This is a genomic window from Acidimicrobiales bacterium, assembly GCA_035630295.1.
Lineage (GTDB): Bacteria > Actinomycetota > Acidimicrobiia > Acidimicrobiales > Iamiaceae > Iamia.
Genome location: DASQKY010000030.1, coordinates 15504 through 33949, shown reverse-complemented (window position 1 = coordinate 33949; position 18446 = coordinate 15504). Strand labels below are relative to the sequence as shown.

Annotated in this window: 21 protein-coding genes and 1 tRNA gene; 11 read left to right on the top strand and 11 right to left on the bottom strand. The window is 76.8% G+C overall.

Features of this window, described 5'->3' with window-relative positions; genetic code table 11:
* On the bottom strand, nt 1–1023 hold the full coding sequence (locus VEW93_07980) for an alanine racemase (protein HYI61728.1): 1023 nt from the start codon (nt 1021–1023) through the stop codon (nt 1–3).
* A 70-nt stretch (nt 1024–1093) separates the two neighbouring features.
* On the opposite strand from VEW93_07980, the gene VEW93_07975 reads away from it, so the two are divergent.
* The 3 genes from VEW93_07975 to VEW93_07965 are packed head-to-tail and all read left to right on the top strand — an operon-like array spanning nt 1094 to nt 3282.
* Nucleotides 1094–2011 (top strand): hypothetical protein, encoded by a 918-nt coding sequence (locus tag VEW93_07975; protein ID HYI61727.1) that lies wholly within the window; start codon nt 1094–1096, stop codon nt 2009–2011.
* 54 nt (nt 2012–2065) lie between these two features.
* Nucleotides 2066–2767 carry a ribulose-phosphate 3-epimerase gene (gene rpe / locus VEW93_07970; GenBank protein ID HYI61726.1) on the top strand — a complete coding sequence of 234 codons (702 nt, stop codon included), beginning with the start codon at nt 2066–2068 and terminating at the stop codon, nt 2765–2767.
* The gene (locus VEW93_07965) at nt 2764–3282 is read left to right on the top strand and encodes a hypothetical protein (protein ID HYI61725.1); all 519 of its coding nucleotides are present in this window, start codon (nt 2764–2766) and stop codon (nt 3280–3282) included. The genes rpe and VEW93_07965 overlap by 4 nt, the downstream gene beginning before the upstream one ends.
* Before the next feature lie 6 nt (nt 3283–3288).
* Here VEW93_07965 and VEW93_07960 read toward each other — a convergent pair whose 3' ends face one another.
* Nucleotides 3289–3900 carry an ATP-dependent Clp protease proteolytic subunit gene (locus VEW93_07960; protein HYI61724.1) on the bottom strand — a complete coding sequence of 204 codons (612 nt, stop codon included), beginning with the start codon at nt 3898–3900 and terminating at the stop codon, nt 3289–3291.
* Between the two features lie 77 nt (nt 3901–3977).
* On the opposite strand from VEW93_07960, the gene VEW93_07955 reads away from it, so the two are divergent.
* The 3 genes from VEW93_07955 (at nt 3978) to VEW93_07945 (ending at nt 5594) form a co-directional block, all read left to right on the top strand.
* Nucleotides 3978–4054 (top strand) — tRNA-Leu (locus VEW93_07955).
* A 62-nt stretch (nt 4055–4116) separates the two neighbouring features.
* The gene (locus VEW93_07950; protein HYI61723.1) at nt 4117–5313 is read left to right on the top strand and encodes a TRAM domain-containing protein; all 1197 of its coding nucleotides are present in this window, start codon (nt 4117–4119) and stop codon (nt 5311–5313) included.
* Nucleotides 5314–5396: 83 nt separating this feature from the next.
* On the top strand, nt 5397–5594 hold the full coding sequence (locus VEW93_07945; protein ID HYI61722.1) for a DUF5522 domain-containing protein: 198 nt from the start codon (nt 5397–5399) through the stop codon (nt 5592–5594).
* Nucleotides 5595–5663: 69 nt separating this feature from the next.
* Here VEW93_07945 and larC read toward each other — a convergent pair whose 3' ends face one another.
* Genes larC through VEW93_07925 form a run of 4 tightly spaced genes read right to left on the bottom strand, consistent with a single transcriptional unit; the run spans nt 5664 to nt 9302 of the window.
* Nucleotides 5664–6893, bottom strand: a complete 1230-nt coding sequence (gene larC, locus VEW93_07940; GenBank protein ID HYI61721.1) for a nickel pincer cofactor biosynthesis protein LarC — start codon at nt 6891–6893, stop codon at nt 5664–5666.
* The gene (larB, locus tag VEW93_07935) at nt 6886–7647 is read right to left on the bottom strand and encodes a nickel pincer cofactor biosynthesis protein LarB (protein HYI61720.1); all 762 of its coding nucleotides are present in this window, start codon (nt 7645–7647) and stop codon (nt 6886–6888) included. The genes larC and larB overlap by 8 nt, the downstream gene beginning before the upstream one ends.
* Before the next feature lie 44 nt (nt 7648–7691).
* Entirely contained in the window at nt 7692–8333 is a 642-nt protein-coding gene (locus tag VEW93_07930; protein HYI61719.1) for a DJ-1/PfpI family protein, read from the bottom strand.
* 15 nt (nt 8334–8348) lie between these two features.
* Complete coding sequence (locus tag VEW93_07925) at nt 8349–9302, bottom strand: GlxA family transcriptional regulator (GenBank protein HYI61718.1); 954 nt, start codon at nt 9300–9302, stop codon at nt 8349–8351.
* A gap of 136 nt (nt 9303–9438) precedes the next feature.
* On the opposite strand from VEW93_07925, the gene larE reads away from it, so the two are divergent.
* The 4 genes from larE (at nt 9439) to VEW93_07905 (ending at nt 13039) form a co-directional block, all read left to right on the top strand.
* Nucleotides 9439–10335 carry an ATP-dependent sacrificial sulfur transferase LarE gene (larE, locus tag VEW93_07920; GenBank protein HYI61717.1) on the top strand — a complete coding sequence of 299 codons (897 nt, stop codon included), beginning with the start codon at nt 9439–9441 and terminating at the stop codon, nt 10333–10335.
* A gap of 52 nt (nt 10336–10387) precedes the next feature.
* Nucleotides 10388–10633, top strand: coding sequence for a hypothetical protein (locus VEW93_07915; protein HYI61716.1), 246 nt, complete (start codon nt 10388–10390; stop codon nt 10631–10633).
* A complete protein-coding gene (locus VEW93_07910; protein ID HYI61715.1) occupies nt 10630–11109 on the top strand; it encodes a hypothetical protein in 480 nt (159 codons plus the stop codon). The genes VEW93_07915 and VEW93_07910 overlap by 4 nt, the downstream gene beginning before the upstream one ends.
* Before the next feature lie 169 nt (nt 11110–11278).
* Entirely contained in the window at nt 11279–13039 is a 1761-nt protein-coding gene (locus tag VEW93_07905; GenBank protein ID HYI61714.1) for a DUF4214 domain-containing protein, read from the top strand.
* Between the two features lie 228 nt (nt 13040–13267).
* On the opposite strand, the gene VEW93_07900 is transcribed toward VEW93_07905, so the two are convergent.
* Both VEW93_07900 and VEW93_07895 read right to left on the bottom strand, forming a co-directional pair.
* The gene (locus tag VEW93_07900; protein ID HYI61713.1) at nt 13268–14134 is read right to left on the bottom strand and encodes a sigma-70 family RNA polymerase sigma factor; all 867 of its coding nucleotides are present in this window, start codon (nt 14132–14134) and stop codon (nt 13268–13270) included.
* Nucleotides 14135–14402: 268 nt separating this feature from the next.
* On the bottom strand, nt 14403–14777 hold the full coding sequence (locus VEW93_07895; GenBank protein HYI61712.1) for an STAS domain-containing protein: 375 nt from the start codon (nt 14775–14777) through the stop codon (nt 14403–14405).
* Between the two features lie 154 nt (nt 14778–14931).
* Between VEW93_07895 and VEW93_07890 the strand changes: the two genes are divergently transcribed.
* Nucleotides 14932–15516, top strand: a complete 585-nt coding sequence (locus VEW93_07890) for a PAS domain-containing protein (protein HYI61711.1) — start codon at nt 14932–14934, stop codon at nt 15514–15516.
* Here the strand turns inward: VEW93_07890 and VEW93_07885 are convergent.
* The 3 genes from VEW93_07885 to VEW93_07875 all read right to left on the bottom strand — a co-directional run bounded on the left by VEW93_07885 (nt 15460) and on the right by VEW93_07875 (nt 18354).
* Nucleotides 15460–16401 carry a sigma-70 family RNA polymerase sigma factor gene (locus VEW93_07885; GenBank protein HYI61710.1) on the bottom strand — a complete coding sequence of 314 codons (942 nt, stop codon included), beginning with the start codon at nt 16399–16401 and terminating at the stop codon, nt 15460–15462. The genes VEW93_07890 and VEW93_07885 overlap by 57 nt on opposite strands.
* A 159-nt stretch (nt 16402–16560) precedes the next feature.
* Nucleotides 16561–16791, bottom strand: coding sequence for a hypothetical protein (locus VEW93_07880; GenBank protein HYI61709.1), 231 nt, complete (start codon nt 16789–16791; stop codon nt 16561–16563).
* Nucleotides 16792–16842: 51 nt separating this feature from the next.
* Nucleotides 16843–18354 (bottom strand): FAD-dependent oxidoreductase, encoded by a 1512-nt coding sequence (locus VEW93_07875; protein ID HYI61708.1) that lies wholly within the window; start codon nt 18352–18354, stop codon nt 16843–16845.
* Between the last annotated feature and the right edge of the window lie 92 nt (nt 18355–18446).

Genomic DNA, 18446 nt, shown 5'->3' with positions numbered 1-18446 from the left:
TCAGGGCACGACGGGGTCCCAGCCCCGGAGGTCCACGGGCCAGACGTCGGCCACCTCGTCGCCGTCCAGGACGTGGAGGCGGTCGTGGAGGGCCACGGTGGGGTCCACGTGGCCCGGGCGCAGGGCCACCCGGTCACCCACCGCGGGCAGGGGAGCCCCGTCGGCCGGGGCGAAGGTGGTGTGCTCGTCGGAGCAGAACCACACCGTGGCCCCCTCGACGGTGGGCGGGCCGTGGTCGGTGGCCAGGGCCTTGAGCCCGGCGTCGGCCACGGCCCACCCCCTGGCCCGGTTGACCGACACCACGGTGGCCAGCACCGACAGGGCAGGCCGGAACGGCGTGCCCAGCCTTGCGTAGTCGCCGTCCATGAGGGTGTACGAGCCGGCCTGGAGCTCGGTGACCCACCGGTTGAGGTCCCAGGTCCCGGTGCCGCCGCCGGAGACCACGTCGCCCCCCACCTCGGCGTGGGCGGCCAGCAGCATGGCCATGGCCGCCTCGACCTTGGCCGCCTTGGCCTCGGTCTCCATCATCAGGTGGCCCTCGTAGCCCATCACCCCCCGCACCGCGAGCCCCGCGGCCCGGGCCGTCCCGGCCAGGCCCCCGGCTTCGGCGGCCGGGCAGCCGCAGCGGGGCAGGCCCACCTCCACGTCGACCAGCACTTCGCGCACCCCGGCGGCCGCGGCGGCCGCGATCGTCTCCTCGGAGTCGACGGCCACGGTCACCCGGGAGCCGACGGTCGCCCCCACCATGCGGGCCAGGCGGCGCCGGTCGACCACCTCGTTGGCCAGCAGCAGGTCGGCCCCCAGGCCCACCGAGGCCATGCCCACCACCTCGGCCGGGGTGGCGCAGCAGAAGACGTCGTGGCCGGCGGCGGCCAGCTCCCGGGCCAGGCCGGTGGACTTGAACGCCTTCACGTGGGGGCGCAGCGCCCGCCCGGGCCGGGCCGCGGCCATGGTGGCCACGTTGGCGGCCAGGGCGGCGCCGTCCACGACGAGGCAGGGCGTGGGCAGGTCGGTGGCGCGCACCGGGCCAGTCTCGCCCGGTGTGCTTGCCTGGGGGCGCCTCGGCACCGGCCGGGGCCGCGCTGGAGGTGCCGTGACCCGTTCGATCCCCGCCCGTGCCCGCCTGGTGGCCGTCCTCGTCGGCGCCGCGGTGCTCGTGTCCGCCTGCGGCGGGGACGACCCGTCGGCCGACCCCTTGCCCTCGACGGGCTCGACGGCCGTCTCGACGGCCGACTCGACCACCACCGCCCCGCCCTCCACCGAGGCCCCCACGACCCCGTCCACCACCGGCCCCCCGCCCTCCACCGAGGCGCCGCCCCCGGCCACCGCCACCGTCCCGGCCGGCGCCGCCCCGGTGGCGGTCATGCTGGTGGGCGACAGCGTGGGCTACACCATCGGCAAGGACCTGCCGGCCGCCCTCCCGGGGGTGCGCTCCGTCGACAACCGGGCTCTGGTCGGCTGCGGCCTGCTCACCACCGGGGACCGGCCCCCGGAGGCGGTGGCCCTGGGCGTGCCGGCCACCTACGACGGCTGCGTGGAGCCCATCGAGGCCGGCGACGCGGCCGGCCTGGCCGCCGGGCCCGACGTGATCCTGCTGGTCACCGGGGCGTGGGAGCGCTCCGAGCACGTGCGCGACGGCCGGCCCGTGGGCCCCGGTGACCCGGCCTGGACCCAGGTGGTGCGCGACGCCCTCCGGGCCCGGGTCCAGCGCCTGGGCGCCACCGGGGTGCCGGTGGGCCTGTGGGTCGACCCCTGCGGTCCCGACGAGGAGGACCGGCGGGCCCAGGCCTGGTACCGCGACGAGGTGGTGGCCCCGGTGGCCGAGGAGACGGCGGCGGCCGGCACCTTCGTCGTCGACCCGGCCGCCGCGGTCTGCGCCGGGGACCGGCCCCGGGCCGTGGACGGCGTGGGCGACCCGCGGCCCGAGGACGGCCAGCACTGGTCGGCGGCCGGGGCCGCCTGGCTGTGGACGAGCTGGCTGGGGCCCACCCTGGCCGCCGGGGCGGCCTGACCGGGTGGCCGGGGGACGGGCGGTGGGCCCGGGGGCGGCGCCTACCATGCCGGTGTGACCGACCCGGCTGAGCCCCGTCCCGTCTCGATCGTCCCGTCGGTGCTGCCGGCCGACTTCAGCCGGCTCGGGGAGGAGTGCGTCGCCCTGGCCGACGCCGGCGTCGACCGCATCCAGTGGGACGTGATGGACGGCCGCTTCGTCCCCAACCTCACCTTCGGCCCCGACGTCATCGCCGCCTGCCGGAAGCACGTCGAGATCCCCTTCGAGGCCCACCTGATGGTCGAGGCCCCCGAGGAGCTGGCCTCCCGCTACGTGGACGCCGGGTGCGAGGTGCTCATCGTCCACGCCGAGGCGACCCGCCACCTGCACCGCACCCTGGGCGCGGTGCGGGAGATGGGGGCGTCCCCGGCGGTGGCCCTCAACCCCTCCACCCCGGCCACGGCGGTGGTCCACGTGCTCGACCTGGTCGACATGGTGCTGGTGATGACCGTGAACCCGGGCTTCGGGGGCCAGGCCTACATCGGCACCATGGAGCCCAAGGTGGCCGAGATCCGGGCCCTGGTCACCGCGGGCGGCCTCGACGTCGACATCGAGGTGGACGGGGGCATCGGCCCCGACACCATCGCCGGCGCCGCCGCCGCCGGGGCCAACGTCCTGGTGGCCGGCAGCGCCCTGTACCGCGATCCCGAGGGCCTGGGCCACGCCGTGGCCGACCTGCGGGCCCGGGCCGAGGCGGCCCGGGCGGGGGCGGCGTGAGGGCCCGTCTGCTGGCGGTGGCCGTGGCCGGGGCGCTGACCCTGGGGCCGGCGGCCTGCACCGACGAGGGCGACCAGGACGCCTACTGCGACCGCATCGCCTCGGTGCCCGACGTGCAGCAGATCCTGTCCTCCCTCGACGCCAGCGACCCGGGCGGGCTGGAGAGCAGCATCGAGGAGGCCCTGGCCGAGTTCCGGGCCCTGGAGGCCGAGGCCCCCGGGCGGATCAAGGCCGACGTGGCCCGGCTGCGCCAGGGCGTCGAGCTGGTGTTGGAGGCGGTGCGCGACAACCCCGGCGACCTGCCCGGGGCCCGCCAGGACATCCTGGCCGAGACCGACGAGCTGTCGGGCCTGGCCCAGGCCGGCAGCCGGGTGGCCGCCGACGCCGAGGCCGAGTGCGACCTCACCGGCTTCGGCCAGGACTCCCGGCCGGCCACCGAGCCGGACACGGGCGGCTCGACGACCGAGGGTGGGGACGACACCACCACTGCCCCCGGCACCGGGGACGGCGGCTGAGCCCGGTCAGGTGTCGGCCATCTCCTGGCGCCGGCTCACGACCTGGTCGACGATGCCGTAGGCCTTGGCCTCCTCGGCCGTGAACCAGCGGTCGCGCTCGGAGTCGGCCTCGACCTGCTCGACGCTCTGCCCGGTGTGCTCGGCGATGCGCTGGGCCATCAGCCGCTTCACGTAGAGGATCTGCTCGGCCTGGATCTGGATGTCGGAGGCCTGGCCCTGGAAGCCGCCGGAGGGCTGGTGCATCATCACCCGGGCGTGGGGGAGGGCGAAGCGCTTGCCCTTGGCCCCGGCCGAGAGCAGGAACTGGCCCATGGAGGCGGCCAGGCCCATGCAGATGGTGCCGACCTCGGGGGCGATGAGCTGCATGGTGTCGTAGATGGCCATGCCGGCCGTCACCGACCCGCCGGGGGAGTTGATGTAGAGCCAGACGTCCTTGTCGGCGTCCTCGCTCTCCAGGTACAGGAGCTGGGCGGTGATGAGGTTGGCGATGGTGTCGTTGACCTCGGACCCGAGGAACACGATGCGGTTGCGCAGGAGGCGGTTGTAGACCTCGCTCTGCGGGTCGAAGCCCCCACCGGACTGGGCGACGGGGGGCACGGAGATCTGAGGCGGAGCCATGGGGCCGGAGGCTAGCGGCCGCTCCCGCACCCCCCACGCAGCCACGCCCGCGCCCGACCCCTATCCTCGGGCCGCCGGCCGGCGTACCCCAACTGGCAGAGGGACCAGGTCTAGGCCCTGGACAGTGAGGGTTCGACTCCCTCCGCCGGCACCACCAGGGGTGGGGCCGCGCCCGTGGAAGGGGGCCGCCAGGCGGGGCGGCCATAGCCTCGGGCCATGGCCGGCGACACCATCGAGGTCCGCGTCGACGGCATCGCCGGTGGGGGCGAGGGCGTGGGGCGCGACGGGGGCGGCCGGGTGGTGTTCGTGGCCGGGGCCCTGCCCGGCGAGCGGGTGCGGGCCGAGGTGGTCGAGGAGCGGCCCCGTCACGCCCGGGCCCGGCTGCTGGACGTGGTCCAGGCCTCGCCGGATCGACGGCCGCCGCCGTGCCCCCACGTGGCCGACGGGTGTGGCGGGTGCGACTGGCAGCACGTGGCCGACGGGGCCCAGCGGGCCCTGCGCCGGGAGGTGGTGGCCGACGCCCTGGCCCGCATCGGGGGCCTGGCCGACCCGGTGGTCACCGCCGGGCCCGCCCTGCCCGCCGCCGCGGCGCGCACCACCGTCCGGGCCGTGGTGGCCGGTGGGCGGGCCGGGTTCCGTCGCCGGGGCTCCCACCACCCGATCGTGGTCGGGTCGTGCCTGGCCAGCCACCCGGCGGCCGAGGAGCTCCTGGTCGAGGGCCGCTTCGGCGGGGCCGACGAGGTGGTGGTCCGGGTCGGGGCCCGCACCGGCGAGCGCATGGTGCTGGCCAGCCCGACGGCCGAGGGGGTGGCCGTCCCCGGCGACGTCCTGGTGGTGGGGGCCGACGAGCTGGCCGCCGGCCGCCGGGCCTGGATCCACGAGGAGGCCGCCGGGCGCCGCTGGCGGGTCTCGGCCCGGTCGTTCTTCCAGACCTCGCCCGAGGGGGCCGACGCCCTGGTCGTCGCGGTCGGTGCCGCGGTGGGCGAGCTGGCCCCCCGGGCCCGGTCGGTGGTCGACCTGTGCGCCGGGGTCGGGCTCTTCGCCGGCACGGTGGCCCCGGACGGGGCGCAGGTGGTGGCGGTGGAGCCCTCGGCCTCGGCCGTGGCCGACGCCCGGCACAACCTGGCCGACCGGGACGTGCGCCTGGTCCGCAGCCGCCTGGACCGCTGGCGGCCGAGCCGGGCCGACGTGGTGGTGGCCGACCCGCCCCGGGCCGGGCTGGGGCGGGCCGGTGTCGACCGGGTCGTGTCCACCGGGGCCGACACCGTGGTCCTGGTCAGCTGCGACCCCGGGGCCCTGGGACGCGACGTGGGCCTGCTGGTGGCGGCCGGCTACCGGTGGGAGGGGAGCGAGGCGCTGGACCTGTTCCCCCAGACCTCCCACGTCGAGGTCGTGTCCCGGTTCCGGCGATGACCGGGCCGGCCGGCGAGCCCCCCGCCGGCGGGGGGGCGGGCCCCGCCCGGGCCGGTGGTCATCGTCGCCCCGGGTGGCGAGACATGCCCAGCCCGGCCCGCCTGGCCCCCGACCACCCCCGACGGGTCGAGATCCTGGACCGGCACACGGCGGCCCTGGCCACCGGCGAACCGGCGTACGTCGACCCGGCCACCGGCTACCAGGTGCTGACCGCCGACACCCTGGCCGCCCGGGGTGAGTGCTGCGGATCCGGTTGCCGCCACTGCCCCTGGGAGCCCTGACCCGCCACCATCGCCCCGAACCTCGGACCAGAGACGACCGGGGCGGACTCCGGTCCGAAGTTGGTGGGGTCAGGGGTGGGAGGACCACCAGGCGGCTTCGGCCCGGGCCGCCACCTCGACCGGTGAGAGCCCGAGCGCCGCGGCCGCGGCCACCACGTCGTCGTGCTCGGCCTTGGCCCGCACCGGGGAGACCTTGACCCGCACCCGGTGGCCGTCCACCTCGACCTCGGCGGTGGCCCGCTGGGCCGGCCAGCGCCGGTGGGTGGCGGCCCGGACCCCGAGGCTGCCGGTGGCGGACCGCAGAGCCTCGGCCACCGCCGCGGCCCGGCCCTCGTCGGCCAGGGCGGAGACGACGTGGCCGGGCCGGCCCTTCTTCATGACCACCGGGGTGATCCAGGCGTCATGGGCCCCGGCGGCCAGCAGGGCGGGCACCGCCGCTCCCAGCACCTCGCCGGTGGCGTCGTCCAGGGTGGCCTCCACCACCACCACGGGCTGGCCGGCCCCGGTGGCCGGGCCGGTGGGGGCGGCCCGGCCGATCACCACCTGGGTGGCGTTGACCGTGCCGTCGGGGTCCGCGGTGCCGGCCCCGAAGCCGGTGGCCCGCAGGGCCAGGGCGGGGACGGGCCCGAAGGTCGAGGCCAGGGCGGCCATGAGGGCCGCCCCGGTGGGGGTGGTCAGCTCGACCGGGGAGTCCACGCCGTGGACCGGCGCCCCCGCCTCGGCCAGGATCCGCACCACGGCCGGGGCCGGGTTGGGCAGGGTGCCGTGGGCGGCCCGGACGGTGCCCCGGCCCACGGCCACCGGCGAGCAGGCCACGTCGTCCACGCCCAGCACCTCCAGGGCCGCGCAGGTGCCCACCACGTCGACCAGGGCGTCGACCGCGCCCACCTCGTGGAAGTGGACGTCCTCGGGGGGCATCCGGTGGAGCGCCCCCTCGGCCCGGGCCAGGACGGCGAAGGTGGCGGTGGCCCGGGTGCGGACCCGCTCCGGCAGGCCGGCCCCCTCCAGCAGGGCCCGAACGGTGCCCCAGGTGCGGTGGTGGTGCTCGGCGGCCGGGAGCCGGACGTGGACCTGGGTGGCGGCCACCCCACCCCGCAGGACGGGCTCGGCCTCCAGGGTCCAGCCCTCGACGGGCAGGCGGCGGACGAGGGCCTCGACCTCGGCCAGGTCGGCCCCGGCGTCGACCAGGGCCCCCAGGGCCATGTCGCCGGCCACCCCGGCGAAGCAGTGGAACCAGGCCACGGTGCGCTCCCCGCCCGAGCCGTCCAGGCCGTCGGCGCCGGGGCGGTCCTCAGCCACGGGCCAACACCGGGCCCAGGAGGCGGCGCACGGCGCACGCCGCCCCGTACCCGTTGTCGATGCCCACCACGGTGACGCCCGCCGCGCACGACGACAGCATGGCCAGCAGGGCGGTCACCCCCTCCAGGGCGGCGCCGTAGCCCACGCTGGTGGGCACGGCCACCACCGGGGCCGGGGCCAGGCCGCCGACCACGCTGGCCAGCGCCCCCTCCATGCCGGCCACCACCACCACGGCGTCGGCCACGGCCAGCCGGTCGGCGTCGGCCAGCAGGCGGTGCACCCCGGCCACGCCCACGTCGGTGAGGCGGTCGGGGGGGAGGCCCAGGGCGGTGAGCGTGGCCGCGCACTCGTCGGCCACCGGCAGGTCGGCGGTGCCGGCCGCCACCACCACCACGTGGGCGGCCCGGGGCGGGACCGGGCGCCAGGCCACCAGGCGGTGCCGGTCGCCGGTCACCACCCCACCGGGGTGGGCGGTCAGGGCCGCGTCGGCCTGGGCGCCGTCGGCCCGGGTCAGCAGCACCGGCCCGTCGCCGCCGGCCAGCAGCTCGCCCACCAGGGCGGCGCACTGCTCGGGGGTCTTGCCCGGGCCGTACACCGCCTCGGGCAGCCCGGTGCGCAGGGTGCGGTGGTGGTCGACCCGGGCGAAGCCCAGGTCGGCGAACGGGAGCCGGCGGAGCCGGGCCACGGCGTCGTCGGCCGTGACCTCGCCGTCACGCACCGCGACCAGGAGGTCCCGGAGGGCACCCTCGTCCACGGCGCCCATCCTGGCCGCCGGGGCCCCCGGCGGCCCAGCGGCGGTCAGCTCCGTTCCAGCACGTGGCGGCTGTTGGCCCGGAGGAAGTCGGTGATCTCGGCCGGGGCGGTGGTGGGGGAGCCGGCTGCGAAGGGGGGCTGGGGGTCGTACTCGATGCCGAGCTGGATGGCCTGCGCCACCACGTCACCGGCCTCGGCCGCCACCAGGTGGAGGGCCATGTCGATGCCGGCGCTGACCCCGGCCGCGGTGATGGTGCGGCCCTCGACTACCACCCGCTCGGCGGTGGGGACGGCCCCGAAGTCGGCCAGGCGGTCCACGGCCAACCAGTGGGAGGTGGCCCGCTTGCCCTCCAGGAGGCCGGCGGCAGCCAGGAGGAGCGAGCCGGTGCACACCGACGTGGTCCACCGGGCGGTGGCATCCGCGGCCCGCAGCCAGCCCAGGACGGCCTCGTCGCCCATGTGGTCCTCCTGGCCGGGCCCACCGGGCACGACCACGATGTCGGGGGAGGCCAGGTCGGCCAGGGCGGCGTCGGCGGTGACCTCCAGGCGGCGGGTGTCGGTGCGGATCGGCCCGGCCTCGGTGGCCACGAAGGTGACGGTGGCCCCGGGCACCCGGACCAGCACCTCGTAGGGGCCGACGGCGTCGAGGGCGGTGAAGCCGTCGTAGAGCAGGATGGCGATGTCCATGGGATGTCTCCTGGGTCAGGCCGAGGCGGTGCGGAACCGCCGCCGGTACTCGGTGGGGGTGGTGCGGACGGCGCGGAGGAAGGTGCGGCGCAGGGTCTCGGCGGTGCCGAAGCCGCAGGTGGCGGCGACCACCGCGACCGCGTCGTCGGTGTCCTCCAGCCGCCGGCGGGCGGCCTCGACCCGGGCCCGCTCCACGTAGCGCGCCGGGGTGACCCCCACCTCGTCGGTGAAGCAGCGGGCCAGGTGGCGCTCGCTCAGGCCGGCCCGGCGGGCCAGGGCGGCCACCGTGAGGTCGTCCTCGGGGTGGTCGACGATGTGGGCCTGCAGGTCGCGGAGCGCGTCGCGGTCGGCCAGCTGCGCGTCGAGCTGGGCCGAGAACTGGCGCTGGTTCCCGGGCCGGTGCAGGAACAGGACGAGCTGGCGGGCCACGGCCAGGGCCACGTCACGGCCCCGGTCGTCCTCCACCAGGGCCAGGGCCAGGTCCATCCCGGCGGTGACGCCGGCCGAGGTCCAGATGTCGCCGTCCCGGACGTAGATGGGGTCGGCGGCCACGTCCACGGCGGGGAAGGTGGCGGCCAGCAGGTCGCACACCGACCAGTGGGTGGTGGCCCGCCGCCCGTCCAGGAGGCCGGCGGCGGCCAGGACGAAGGCGCCCGAGCACACCGAGGCGGTGCGCCGGGCCCGGCCCGAGAGGCGCCGGACGGCGGCCACCACGTCGGGGTCGGCCACCGCGGCCCGGGCGCCCTCGCCCCCCACCACCAGCAGGGTGTCGATGGGCCCGCAGACCTCGGCCAGGGTGGTGTCCACCGCCACCCGGAGCCCGCTGGTGGAGGTGACCGGCCCGGGGTGGGGGGCGGCGATGGTGAGGTCGTAGCCGCCGGCGGTGTGGAACACCTCGACGGGGCCCGACAGGTCCAGGGAGTTGAGAGCGTCGTAGGCCACGACGACCACCGGGCGGGGAGCGGGCACGGGGTGATGGTGACCCATCCCCGCCGTGGCGGCAATGACAGATGTCCCACGATCTCGGCCACCACCGGCGCCGGGGCGGGCGGCCGGGGACCGTTTCGTGGGGTCGCCCGCCCCCCGTCTGGGCCACACTGGCCCCATGCCTCCCGGCGCCGTGCCCCCGACGGACGCCCCCCTCGATCCGGCCGGCGCCGCCCTCCCGGCCGACCTGGGGGTGCCGTTGGCCGCCCTCCGGTCGGGCCTGGGCGATCTGGGCGCGGTGGTCGTGGCCTTCAGCGGGGGCGTGGACTCGGCCCTGCTGGCCTGGGTGGCCCACGCCACCCTCGGGACCCGGGCCCTGGCCGCCACCGCGGTGTCGCCGTCGCTGGCCCCCGACGAGCTGGCCCACTGCCGGGAGCTGGCCGCCGAGTGGGGTCTGGCCTGGGAGGCCCGGCCCACCGCGGAGATGGAGGACCCCCGCTACGTCGCCAACGACGGCGACCGGTGCCGGTGGTGCAAGACGGCGCTGATGGACGAACTGGCCCCCCTGGCCGTGGCGCGGCGGGCCACGGTGGTGCTGGGGGTCAACGTCGACGACCTGGCCGACCACCGCCCGGGCCAGCAGGCCGCGGCCGAGGCCGGGGCTGCCTTCCCCCTGGTCGAGGCCGGCTTCACCAAGGCCATGGTCCGGGCCGCGTCCCGGGCCCTGGGCCTGCGCACCTGGGACCGGCCGGCGGCGCCGTGCCTCTCGTCGCGCCTGCCCTACGGCACGCCGGTCACGGTGGGGGCCCTGGATCGCGTGGGGCGGGCCGAGGCCGCCCTCCGCGCTCTGGGCTTCGCCGAGGTGCGGGTGCGCCACCACGGGGCCACCGCCCGGGTCGAGGTGCCCCTCGACCGCCTGGGGGCCGTCGTCGGGGCCCGGGGCCCGGTGGTCGACGCGGTGCGGGCCGCCGGCTACCGCCGGGTCACGCTGGACCTGGAGGGGTTCCGGACCGGGAACCTCAACGCCGACCTGGGTGCCCCGCCGGCGACGGGCGGTCGGCACACCGCCACCTAGGCTCCCGGGCCGGGTGCGGAACCGGTCCGCCACCGGACGAGGAGGAGTGCCCATGCGGCCCGTGCTGGCCCGCACGCTGTTCTACGGCGGCACCCTCCTGGCCGTGGTGGTCATGTGCCAGAGCTGGTTCGAGGACGCCCTCACCTCGCTGCTGGGCGACGACACCGGGGCCGACCTCTACTCCTTCGTCCGCACCAACGTCGAGGCGCCCATCTCCGTCATCGCCATCGCCCTCTACCTGGACGTCGTGCTGCGGCACCGCTCCCGCCCCGACGACGCCCCCGCGGCCCGAGGGTGAGCGTTCGGGCCCGCCGGGGCCTGTTCGTGGCCGTGCTCCTGGCCTGCATGCCGCTCTCGGGGTGGGCCGGCACCCACGATGCCTGGCGGGCCGTCCTCGGTGACGACGTGGGCTCGTCCCTGGCGGTGTTCTGGGACCTCCAGGTGGAGTCGTTCGTCAACGTGCTGCTGGTGGTGCTGGTCCTCGACCAGGTGCACGGGCTCCACCGGGGCGACGACGGCCGGTGGGCGGTGGCACCCCGGGGGGCCGCGGCCCGGGCCGCCGTCTACGCCGGCCTGTTGGCCCTGGCCCTGGTGTGCAGCGCCGAGGGGCCGCTGCGGTCGGTGTTGGGGGTGCCGTTGCCGGACGACGTGGCGGCGTCGATGGCCCACTACTTCCGCCGGGCTCTGGAGGGGGCGCTGGCCGCCCTGGGCGTGCTGCTGTTCCTCGACCTGGTGCGCCCCGGGCCCTTGGCCGCCGCTGAGCTCCGGCCCTGACGGCGGCCGCTCGGGCCTCGGTCCTTGCCGTCGCGCAAGTTCAGCAATGTTCGCTGACGTAGACCCCGCCCCGCGGCGGGTGCCCTGCTCGTGGCGGGACCTCAGGGAGGAAACTGTGCGCGTTCACAGACGTGCCGGCGGATCGGCCATCACCCTCATCGTCACCCTCGTGCTGGTGGCGTCCGGCAGCGGGCCGGTGCCCGCCGGGCCACTGGGGGGGCCGGTGTCGGGCGGCCTCCGCCTGCTGCCCCCGACGGTGTCGGGCAACCCCGCCAACGACGCCTACCCGGCCTACGACCTCGGCGTGCTGGGCCAGCCCGGCAACGTGCTGAGCCGGGACGGCCTGGAGTCGGGCCTGGTCGACGGCCGATCCCTGTGGACCTTCGGCGACACGATCATGAACCCCGCCAACGCCGACGGGAAGTCCGGCCTCTCGAACACCGGGGCCGTCAACGGCCCCGGCTACTACCCGCTGACCGAGCCGCTGGACTCGACCGGGGGGCCCGCCGACCTGCTCGTCCCGTACACGGCGGCCGAGGAGAGCTTCAACGCCCAGCACGCCGGGCAGGCCGGGACCCGCTACATCACCTGGCCCTCGGCCGTGATCCCGGGCGGGACCCAGGACGCCATGATCTTCTTCCTGCGGGGCAAGACGGTGAACGGCGTCTTCGAGAGCGGCTCACGGGGGGTGGGCATCGCCGACATCAGCGCCGCCGACCTCGACAACAACGACCTGCGGGCCGACCGGCGCGCCACCCTGCTCTTCGGCGGGGAGGACTGCCAGTGGTCGGCGCAGTTCGCGGCCCAGGACGGCTACCTCTACACCTACGCCGACCTCACCTCCCCCGAGGCCGAGAAGGACTACTGCCCCCGGCGGCCTTCGCTCCCCGACCCGGCCCAGGGCAGCCCGGTGGGCGTGGCCCGGGTGCTCCTGAGCGACGCCGGCACCCGGGGCGCCTACCGGTACTGGGACGGCTCGGGGTGGAGCTCGGACCCCAACCAGACCGTCACCGTGTTCCCCGGGATCCTGGGGGGCGCCGACGTGGCGTGGAACGCCACCCTGGGCAAGTACCTGGCCCTGGACGGCATCGGCCACACGTCCCGCTTCCGGACCGCCGACAACCCCTGGGGACCGTGGTCGGCGCCGCAGCAGTTCGTGACCGGCCTGCCGTACTACGACGACGGCTCCTTCGGCGACTACGCGTGGACCCAGCACCCCGAGCTGTCCTCGGACGGGGTCCTGATGGTCAGCTACTTCCACCGCCTGGGTGTGATCTTCACCGGTGAGATCCGGCTGCTGGCCGTCGACCTGCGCACCTACGCCTCGACCCACCTCAACAACTACATCGACCGGAGCTACGACGCCCTGCTCGGCTTCTCGGCCGACGCCGCAGCCAAGGACCACTGGCGGCCCAAGTTGCAGGGCCGGACGGTCAGCACCCGGTCGTTCTCGGCCTCCCTGACGGCCTCCCTGGACGGCCGGAAGCAGACCGTGCGCCGGGCCTACCAGGCCGTCTTCGGCTGGTCACCGGACGCCGGCGCCCTGGCCTTCTGGGCCGGGGAGCTGACCAAGCCGGGCTGGGACTACACCGTCCTGGTGGCCAAGATGATGAGCGCCTCCACCTTCGACGCCTACACCGACACGGCCTTCGTGGCCAAGGCCTACCAGGTCACCCTCAACCGGCCCGTCGACGGGCCGTCCTCCAGCTACTGGGTCGCGCAGCTGGCCGGCGGGTACTCCCGCTACACCATGGTCCGCTCGTTGATGGGGTCGTCCGAGGCCGGGCGGTACCAGGCCGGTGCGGCCTACCTGGACGTGCTGGGCCGGGCGGCCACCACCGACGAGAAGATCCTGGTGGCCAGGACCGAGAAGGAAGCGACCCGGATCCGCACCTCGGTGAACACCACCGCCGAGGCCGTCGGCGGCTGACGCGGCCCGCCCCGGGGCGGGAACCGACCAGTCGAGGGCCCCGGCCGCGTGCGGCCGGGGCCCCGTCGCGCACGCCTGGCAATGTCGTCCTGCTTGCATGGTGTCGCCGACCCGCTCGACGGGTCGGGACGCACCCCGGTGCTCCCGGGCGGGCGTCGGCGGTGAGGGTGCTCGGGGGAGGGCGTCCGCACCGCCGACGTCGCCGGCGAGGGGCGACCGGAGCGGGCCTCAGCTGGCGCAGGCCAGGGGGGTCCCGTCCTCGGCCTCCATCCGGCTGCGCAGCCGGGCCAGGGACGACCGGATCCAGCGCGACACCTGCATCTGGCTGACCCCGAAGCGCTGGGCGATCTCGGACTGCGTGAGGTCCTCGAAGAAGTAGAGGCCCAGCACCGTCCGCTCGCGCTCGTCGAGGTGCTGCAGCGCCCGGGACAGGGCCAGGTGGCTCTCGGCCTCGTCGAAGCCGGCCTCCAGCACCGGGACGTCCCGGCCGGGGCCCTCACCGTCCTCGACGTGGACCGGGGCGTCCAGGCGCACCAGGCCCCGGGCTCGGCGAGCGGCCTCGGCCGCCTCCAGCTCCCGGGCGTCCACGCCCAGGGCGGCGGCCGTCTCGGCCGTGGTCGGGCGCCGGCCCAGCTGGGCGGTCAGGCGCTCGTCGGCGTCCCGGGCCGGGGCGGCCAGCTCGTGGGCTCGGCGGGGGACCCGCAGGCTCCACCCGTGGTCGCGGTAGTGGCGCTTGAGGGCGCCCAGGATGGCGGGGGTGGCGTAGCCGACGAAGGGGGTGCTCTGGTTGCAGTCGAAGCCCCGCAGGCAGCGCACCAGCGCCTCCAGCGCCACCTGCTGGAGGTCGTCGAGGGGCTCGGCGCCGCGGTGCATGCGGCGGGCCAGGGAGAGGGCCATGGCCCGGTACTCCTCCACCAGCGCCTCCAGGGCCTCGGGGGAGCCGGTGCGCTGGAAGCGGACGTGGAGCAGCCACGTGTCGGCGTCGCACGCCGGAGGGGGACTGGCGGACTCGGTGGACAGAGCCCGGGGGATGGTGCGCTCGACGACGGCGTCCTCGGCGGCGGAGGTGAGGTCGAGGTGGGACGTGGGAGTCATGGGCACTCCTTCGCAAGCACAGGGCAGGGTCGACGTGGGGTGACGCGCTCTGCTGGCCCGCTCGCGGTTTGAAGGGCATCAGCGGCCCCAACCGTTCCCCGTCCGGTCGCGACTCACACCCGAGTTCCGGGAGACGTCACACCCGGACCACTGCGACCTGCCCCGGGCCACCCCGAGGGAGGCGCCCGGCTCTCGGTTTGAACCGGACGCCTCCCCGAGGTTCGCTTACCACGGCCCCCGACAGCCACGCACCGCGCTCGGAGGTGGGTCAGACCCGAGTGGGATCGGCGCCCGCGGTGTCGCCAGCGGCCTCGGCGTGGCCGGGGGCGATGACGTGGACGCTCTGGTCCAGGGCGGTGACCCGGAGCAGCTCGCGCAGCGTGTCCGACGCCCCGACCACCAGCAGCTCCCCGGGGTGGGGGAGGTGGCGACGGATGTCGAGGAGGGTCCGGAGCCCGGCCGCGTCCACGTCGAGGAGGCCGCGGCACTCCAGCACGACGTCCTGGGGCTGGTCGACCAGGACCCGGGCGGCCTCGGCCCGGAGGAGGGGGGTGGTGCGCTGGTCGAGGATGCCGTCGAGGTGCAGCACGGGCACGACGGCCCGGTCGACGGACACGACGAGGCGGGGCGGTGGGGGGCTCATGGCGCTCGGGGGGGAGGCGGGGGGCGGGAGCTGCCGGTTGAACTCGCCCCGCGGACGGTACGGACGATGGGTCGGCGGGTCAAGGACCCACGCCCCGCAGCCCTCCGCCGGGTGGTCGCGGTTTCGGCGCGCCCCGCCGGGCGAGGGCCGGCCCATGGGACCGGATGCCACCGAAGGGGCCGACGAGCTCGACCCCGCCGCCGCCGAACTGCAGGCCCTCGTCGAGGAGATGCAGCGGGCCGAGCGGGTGCTGGACGAGGCCGCGGCGGAGGCGGCTCGGCTCAACGACGAGGTCCGCCAGCGCGTGGCCCAGGTCGACGCCCTGCACGACCTCCTCGACCAGGTGCTGGGCTGGTGCGACACCGTCCTCCTGGTGGTCGGCCCCGACCTGCGGGTCCAGGCTTGGAGCCACGGGGCCGAGGAGGCCTACGGCACCCCGGCGGCCCAGGCCGTGGGGCGCTCGCTCTCGTCCCTCCGGGGTCGGGACCTGCCCGCCGCCGCTCTGGCCGCCGCCGCCCGTCGGCTCCTGGCCGGCGACGAGGTCGACCTCACCGGGGCCCCCCCGCCGGTGGAGGTGGAGGGCGCCGAGGACTTCACCGCCCACCCCGCCCGGGGCGCCCGCTCGGAGCGGGTCGACGCCGTGGTCCTGGTCCGCTCGGCCGGCCGGCGGCCCCCCGCTCGCTCACGCCGCCACCAGGCGCTGTCGCAGCCGGGCGAGGATGCTCGACAGCCAGCGTGACACCTGCATCTGGCTGACGCCGTAGCGCTCGGCGATCTGCCGCTGCGACATCTCCTCGAAGTAGTACAGGGTGAGCACGGTCCGGTCCCGTTCGTCCAGGTCGGAGAGGGCGTCGACCAGCGCCACCCGGTTCTCGGCCCGCAGGAGGTCGTCGTCGGCGGCCCCGATGGACTCGGCCAGCGGCTGGCCCCCCTCCACGGCCGGGCGGTCGAGCGAGGTGACGGCCCGGGCCCGGGTGGCGAGCTGGGTCTCGGTCACCGTGGCCTCGTCGATGCCCATCTCGGCGGCCAGCTCGGACGGCGTGGGGGGTCGGCCCAGGGTGCGGCCCAGGCGGTCCTCGGCCTCCCGGAGGGGGCCGGCGGTGTCGTGCACCACCCGAGAGGTGCGGATGCTCCAGCCCCGGTCCCGGTAGTGGCGCTTGACCGCCCCGGTGATGGTCGGGGTGGCGTAGGCCGGGAAAGGCCGCCGGCGGGCCACGTCGAAGCGCGAAAGCGACGTCACCAGAGCCTCCATGGCCACCTGGTGGATGTCCTCGTTCGGCTCCCCGCCGCGGTGCAGGCGGCGGGCGATGGCGGTGGCGTAGGGCGTGTACTCCTCCACCAGGGCGGCCAGCACGGCCTCGTCGCGCGTGCGCTGGTAGCGAACGTGGAGGATCCAGGTGCCGATGTCGACCCCCGGCGTGCGGCGCGGGTCGCGGGCCGAGTCCCCGAGGGGGACCGTCCGCCAGGCCCGGCCGACGTCGAGGCGATCGGCCAGGGTGTCGAGGCGGCGGCGAAGCTCGTCTCGGCGGCGGGCGCAGAGGGCGCGGAGGTCCGCCTCGTCCGCGGGAGGGGGGGGCGAAGGGGCGTCAGGGGTCCCTGACGTCGAGGGGGCCAGCGTGGACATGCTTCCTGCTTCCACCGGCCTCGGGGATGGCCGGATCGATGGGAAGGCCCTCGGTGCTGAACGCCGTCTCCCACACAAGCACACCGCCGGTCCCGTGCAAAGGGCTGAGCCCGCATGACCCCCGTTCGTGCCCTCGCGGCCGGGGAGCTGGCGGCGTGGTCAGGCCGGGCCGCCGTCGGGGGCGTCGTCGGGCCGGGGGTAGGCGGCGCGGTGGTGCTCCTCGCCCGAGGCCTCCCGTTCGAAGCGCTCCTCGGCCTCCTCCTCGGTGTCGCTCTCGCGGGCGACCCGCTCGGCCACCTCCGTGTCGCGGGCCACGTCCTGGCCCAGCCAGTCGTCGACGGTGCTGTTGTCGGGCTCCTTGATCTCTCCGCTGTCCTCGCCGCCGTCCATGGGGGCTCCTCTCGTGGTCGGGACCGGGCACCTCCCCCGGCGCGCCGACCCTCAACCAGCTCCGTCGTCGTCCCCGTCGGAGGGACCTTCGACGCGGCGGAGGGGGCGGCGGGCGGGGGCGGCCACCACCGAGCCGTCCTCGGCGAAGCGCGAGCCGTGAAGCGGGCAGTCCCAGGTGCGCTCGGCCTCGTTCCAGCGGACGATGCCCCGCTGGTGGGTGCAGGCCAGCGACAGGCGGCAGCCCCCCGGTCCGGCGGCCGTCGGGACCAGGCCCTGGCGGGTGACCTCCGGCCCCCGGGCGGTGGTGGCCGAGCCGGCCGAGGCCCACCCCCGGGCCATCTGCGCGGCGACCCCGGCGTTGTGCCGGGCGGCCGAGCGGTAGCCGGCCAGGGGGTGGGAGCGCCGGGGGTCGAAGAGCGCGTCCCAGGCCCGCCCGTCGCCGGAGGGCTCGGTGATGCGGCCGGCGATGGTCATGGCCGCCGCCGTGCCGTTGGTGAGGCCCCACTTGCCGAAGCCGGAGGCCACCCAGGGGCTCCCGGGCAGCCGGTCGGCCCGGCCTGCGAAGGGGAGCAGGTCGGTGCTCTGCAGGTCGTGGGCGGCCCACCGGTGGCGCACGGCGGTGACCTCGAAGTGGGACCGGGCCCACTCCAGCAGCCGGCTCTGCTGCTCGGTCCCCCGGCCCCGGCCCACCGGATGGCCCTCACCCCCGACCAGCAGCACCGGGCCCTCGCCGATCCGGGCCGGGCGCAGCGAGCGGGTGGAGCGGTCGGCCCCGTAGGCCATGACCGGCGGCCGTGAGCCGGCCACCTCCAGGGCCAGGCCGTAGGACATGGTCGGCTCGGTGCGGGCGAAGAGCAGCCCCCGGTCGCTGATGGGCAGGAGCGTGGCCAGGACCACGTGGCCGGCCTCGACCCGCCCGTCCTCGGTGGCCACCGAGCGGTGGCCGGCGGCCACGTCGACCACGCGGCTGCCCTCGTGCACGGCGCACCCGGGCTGGGCCGCCACCTCGGCGGCCAGGTCGGCGACCCAGGCCCGGGGGTCGACCTGGAGCTGGTCGGCCAGGCGCACGGCCCGGGCGGTGGCGAAGGGCAGGTCGGGGTCGTCGTCGACCACCTCGACGGGCAGGCCGGCCAGACGGGCCGCCTCGGCCTCGTCGTCGATGGAGCCCACCCGCTCGGGGTCGGTGACGTAGGTGGAGGCCGGCAGGCGCTCCAGGCCGCAGGCCACGTCCCGTTCCCCGGCCCGGGCCTCGATCCAGCGCTGGCCGGCCAGCTGGGCCTCCACGTAGGGGGCCAGCACGGCGTCGCCGTGCACCTCGCGCAGATGGGACAGGCGGCGGGCCTGCAGGGCCGTCACCTTGGCCGTGCTGCCCCCGGTGGTCCCCTGCCCGACGGCGCCGGCTTCCAGGACCCGCACACGGGCCCCGGCCCGGGCCAGCAGCACGGCGGTGGTCAGGCCGGCGATGCCACCCCCGACCACCACGACGTCGGCGCGGGCCGGGCCCGACAGGGCCGGGTAGCGGGCCGCCGGCTGGGTCCACGGGCCGCCGGGGGGGCCTGGCACGGTCTCCTGCACGGTGCCTCCTGGGGGCGGCGGGGGTGGGGTGCGGCTCCCCCCGACCGCCGATGCCAAACCGGGCCGGGCCGGGCCGGCAC

What these genes read in the sequence shown, in the direction of transcription:
- VEW93_07960 (HYI61724.1), bottom strand. Translation starts at nt 3,900, where the DNA reads ATGGCTCCGCCTCAGATCTCCGTGCCCCCCGTCGCCCAGTCCGGTGGG.
- VEW93_07950 (HYI61723.1), top strand. Translation starts at nt 4,117, where the DNA reads ATGGCCGGCGACACCATCGAGGTCCGCGTCGACGGCATCGCCGGTGGG.
- VEW93_07945 (HYI61722.1), top strand. Translation starts at nt 5,397, where the DNA reads ATGCCCAGCCCGGCCCGCCTGGCCCCCGACCACCCCCGACGGGTCGAG.
- VEW93_07930 (HYI61719.1), bottom strand. Translation starts at nt 8,333, where the DNA reads ATGGACATCGCCATCCTGCTCTACGACGGCTTCACCGCCCTCGACGCC.
- larE (HYI61717.1), top strand. Translation starts at nt 9,439, where the DNA reads ATGCCTCCCGGCGCCGTGCCCCCGACGGACGCCCCCCTCGATCCGGCC.
- VEW93_07915 (HYI61716.1), top strand. Translation starts at nt 10,388, where the DNA reads ATGCGGCCCGTGCTGGCCCGCACGCTGTTCTACGGCGGCACCCTCCTG.
- VEW93_07900 (HYI61713.1), bottom strand. Translation starts at nt 14,134, where the DNA reads ATGACTCCCACGTCCCACCTCGACCTCACCTCCGCCGCCGAGGACGCC.
- VEW93_07895 (HYI61712.1), bottom strand. Translation starts at nt 14,777, where the DNA reads ATGAGCCCCCCACCGCCCCGCCTCGTCGTGTCCGTCGACCGGGCCGTC.
- VEW93_07890 (HYI61711.1), top strand. Translation starts at nt 14,932, where the DNA reads ATGGGACCGGATGCCACCGAAGGGGCCGACGAGCTCGACCCCGCCGCC.
- VEW93_07885 (HYI61710.1), bottom strand. Translation starts at nt 16,401, where the DNA reads ATGTCCACGCTGGCCCCCTCGACGTCAGGGACCCCTGACGCCCCTTCG.
- VEW93_07880 (HYI61709.1), bottom strand. Translation starts at nt 16,791, where the DNA reads ATGGACGGCGGCGAGGACAGCGGAGAGATCAAGGAGCCCGACAACAGC.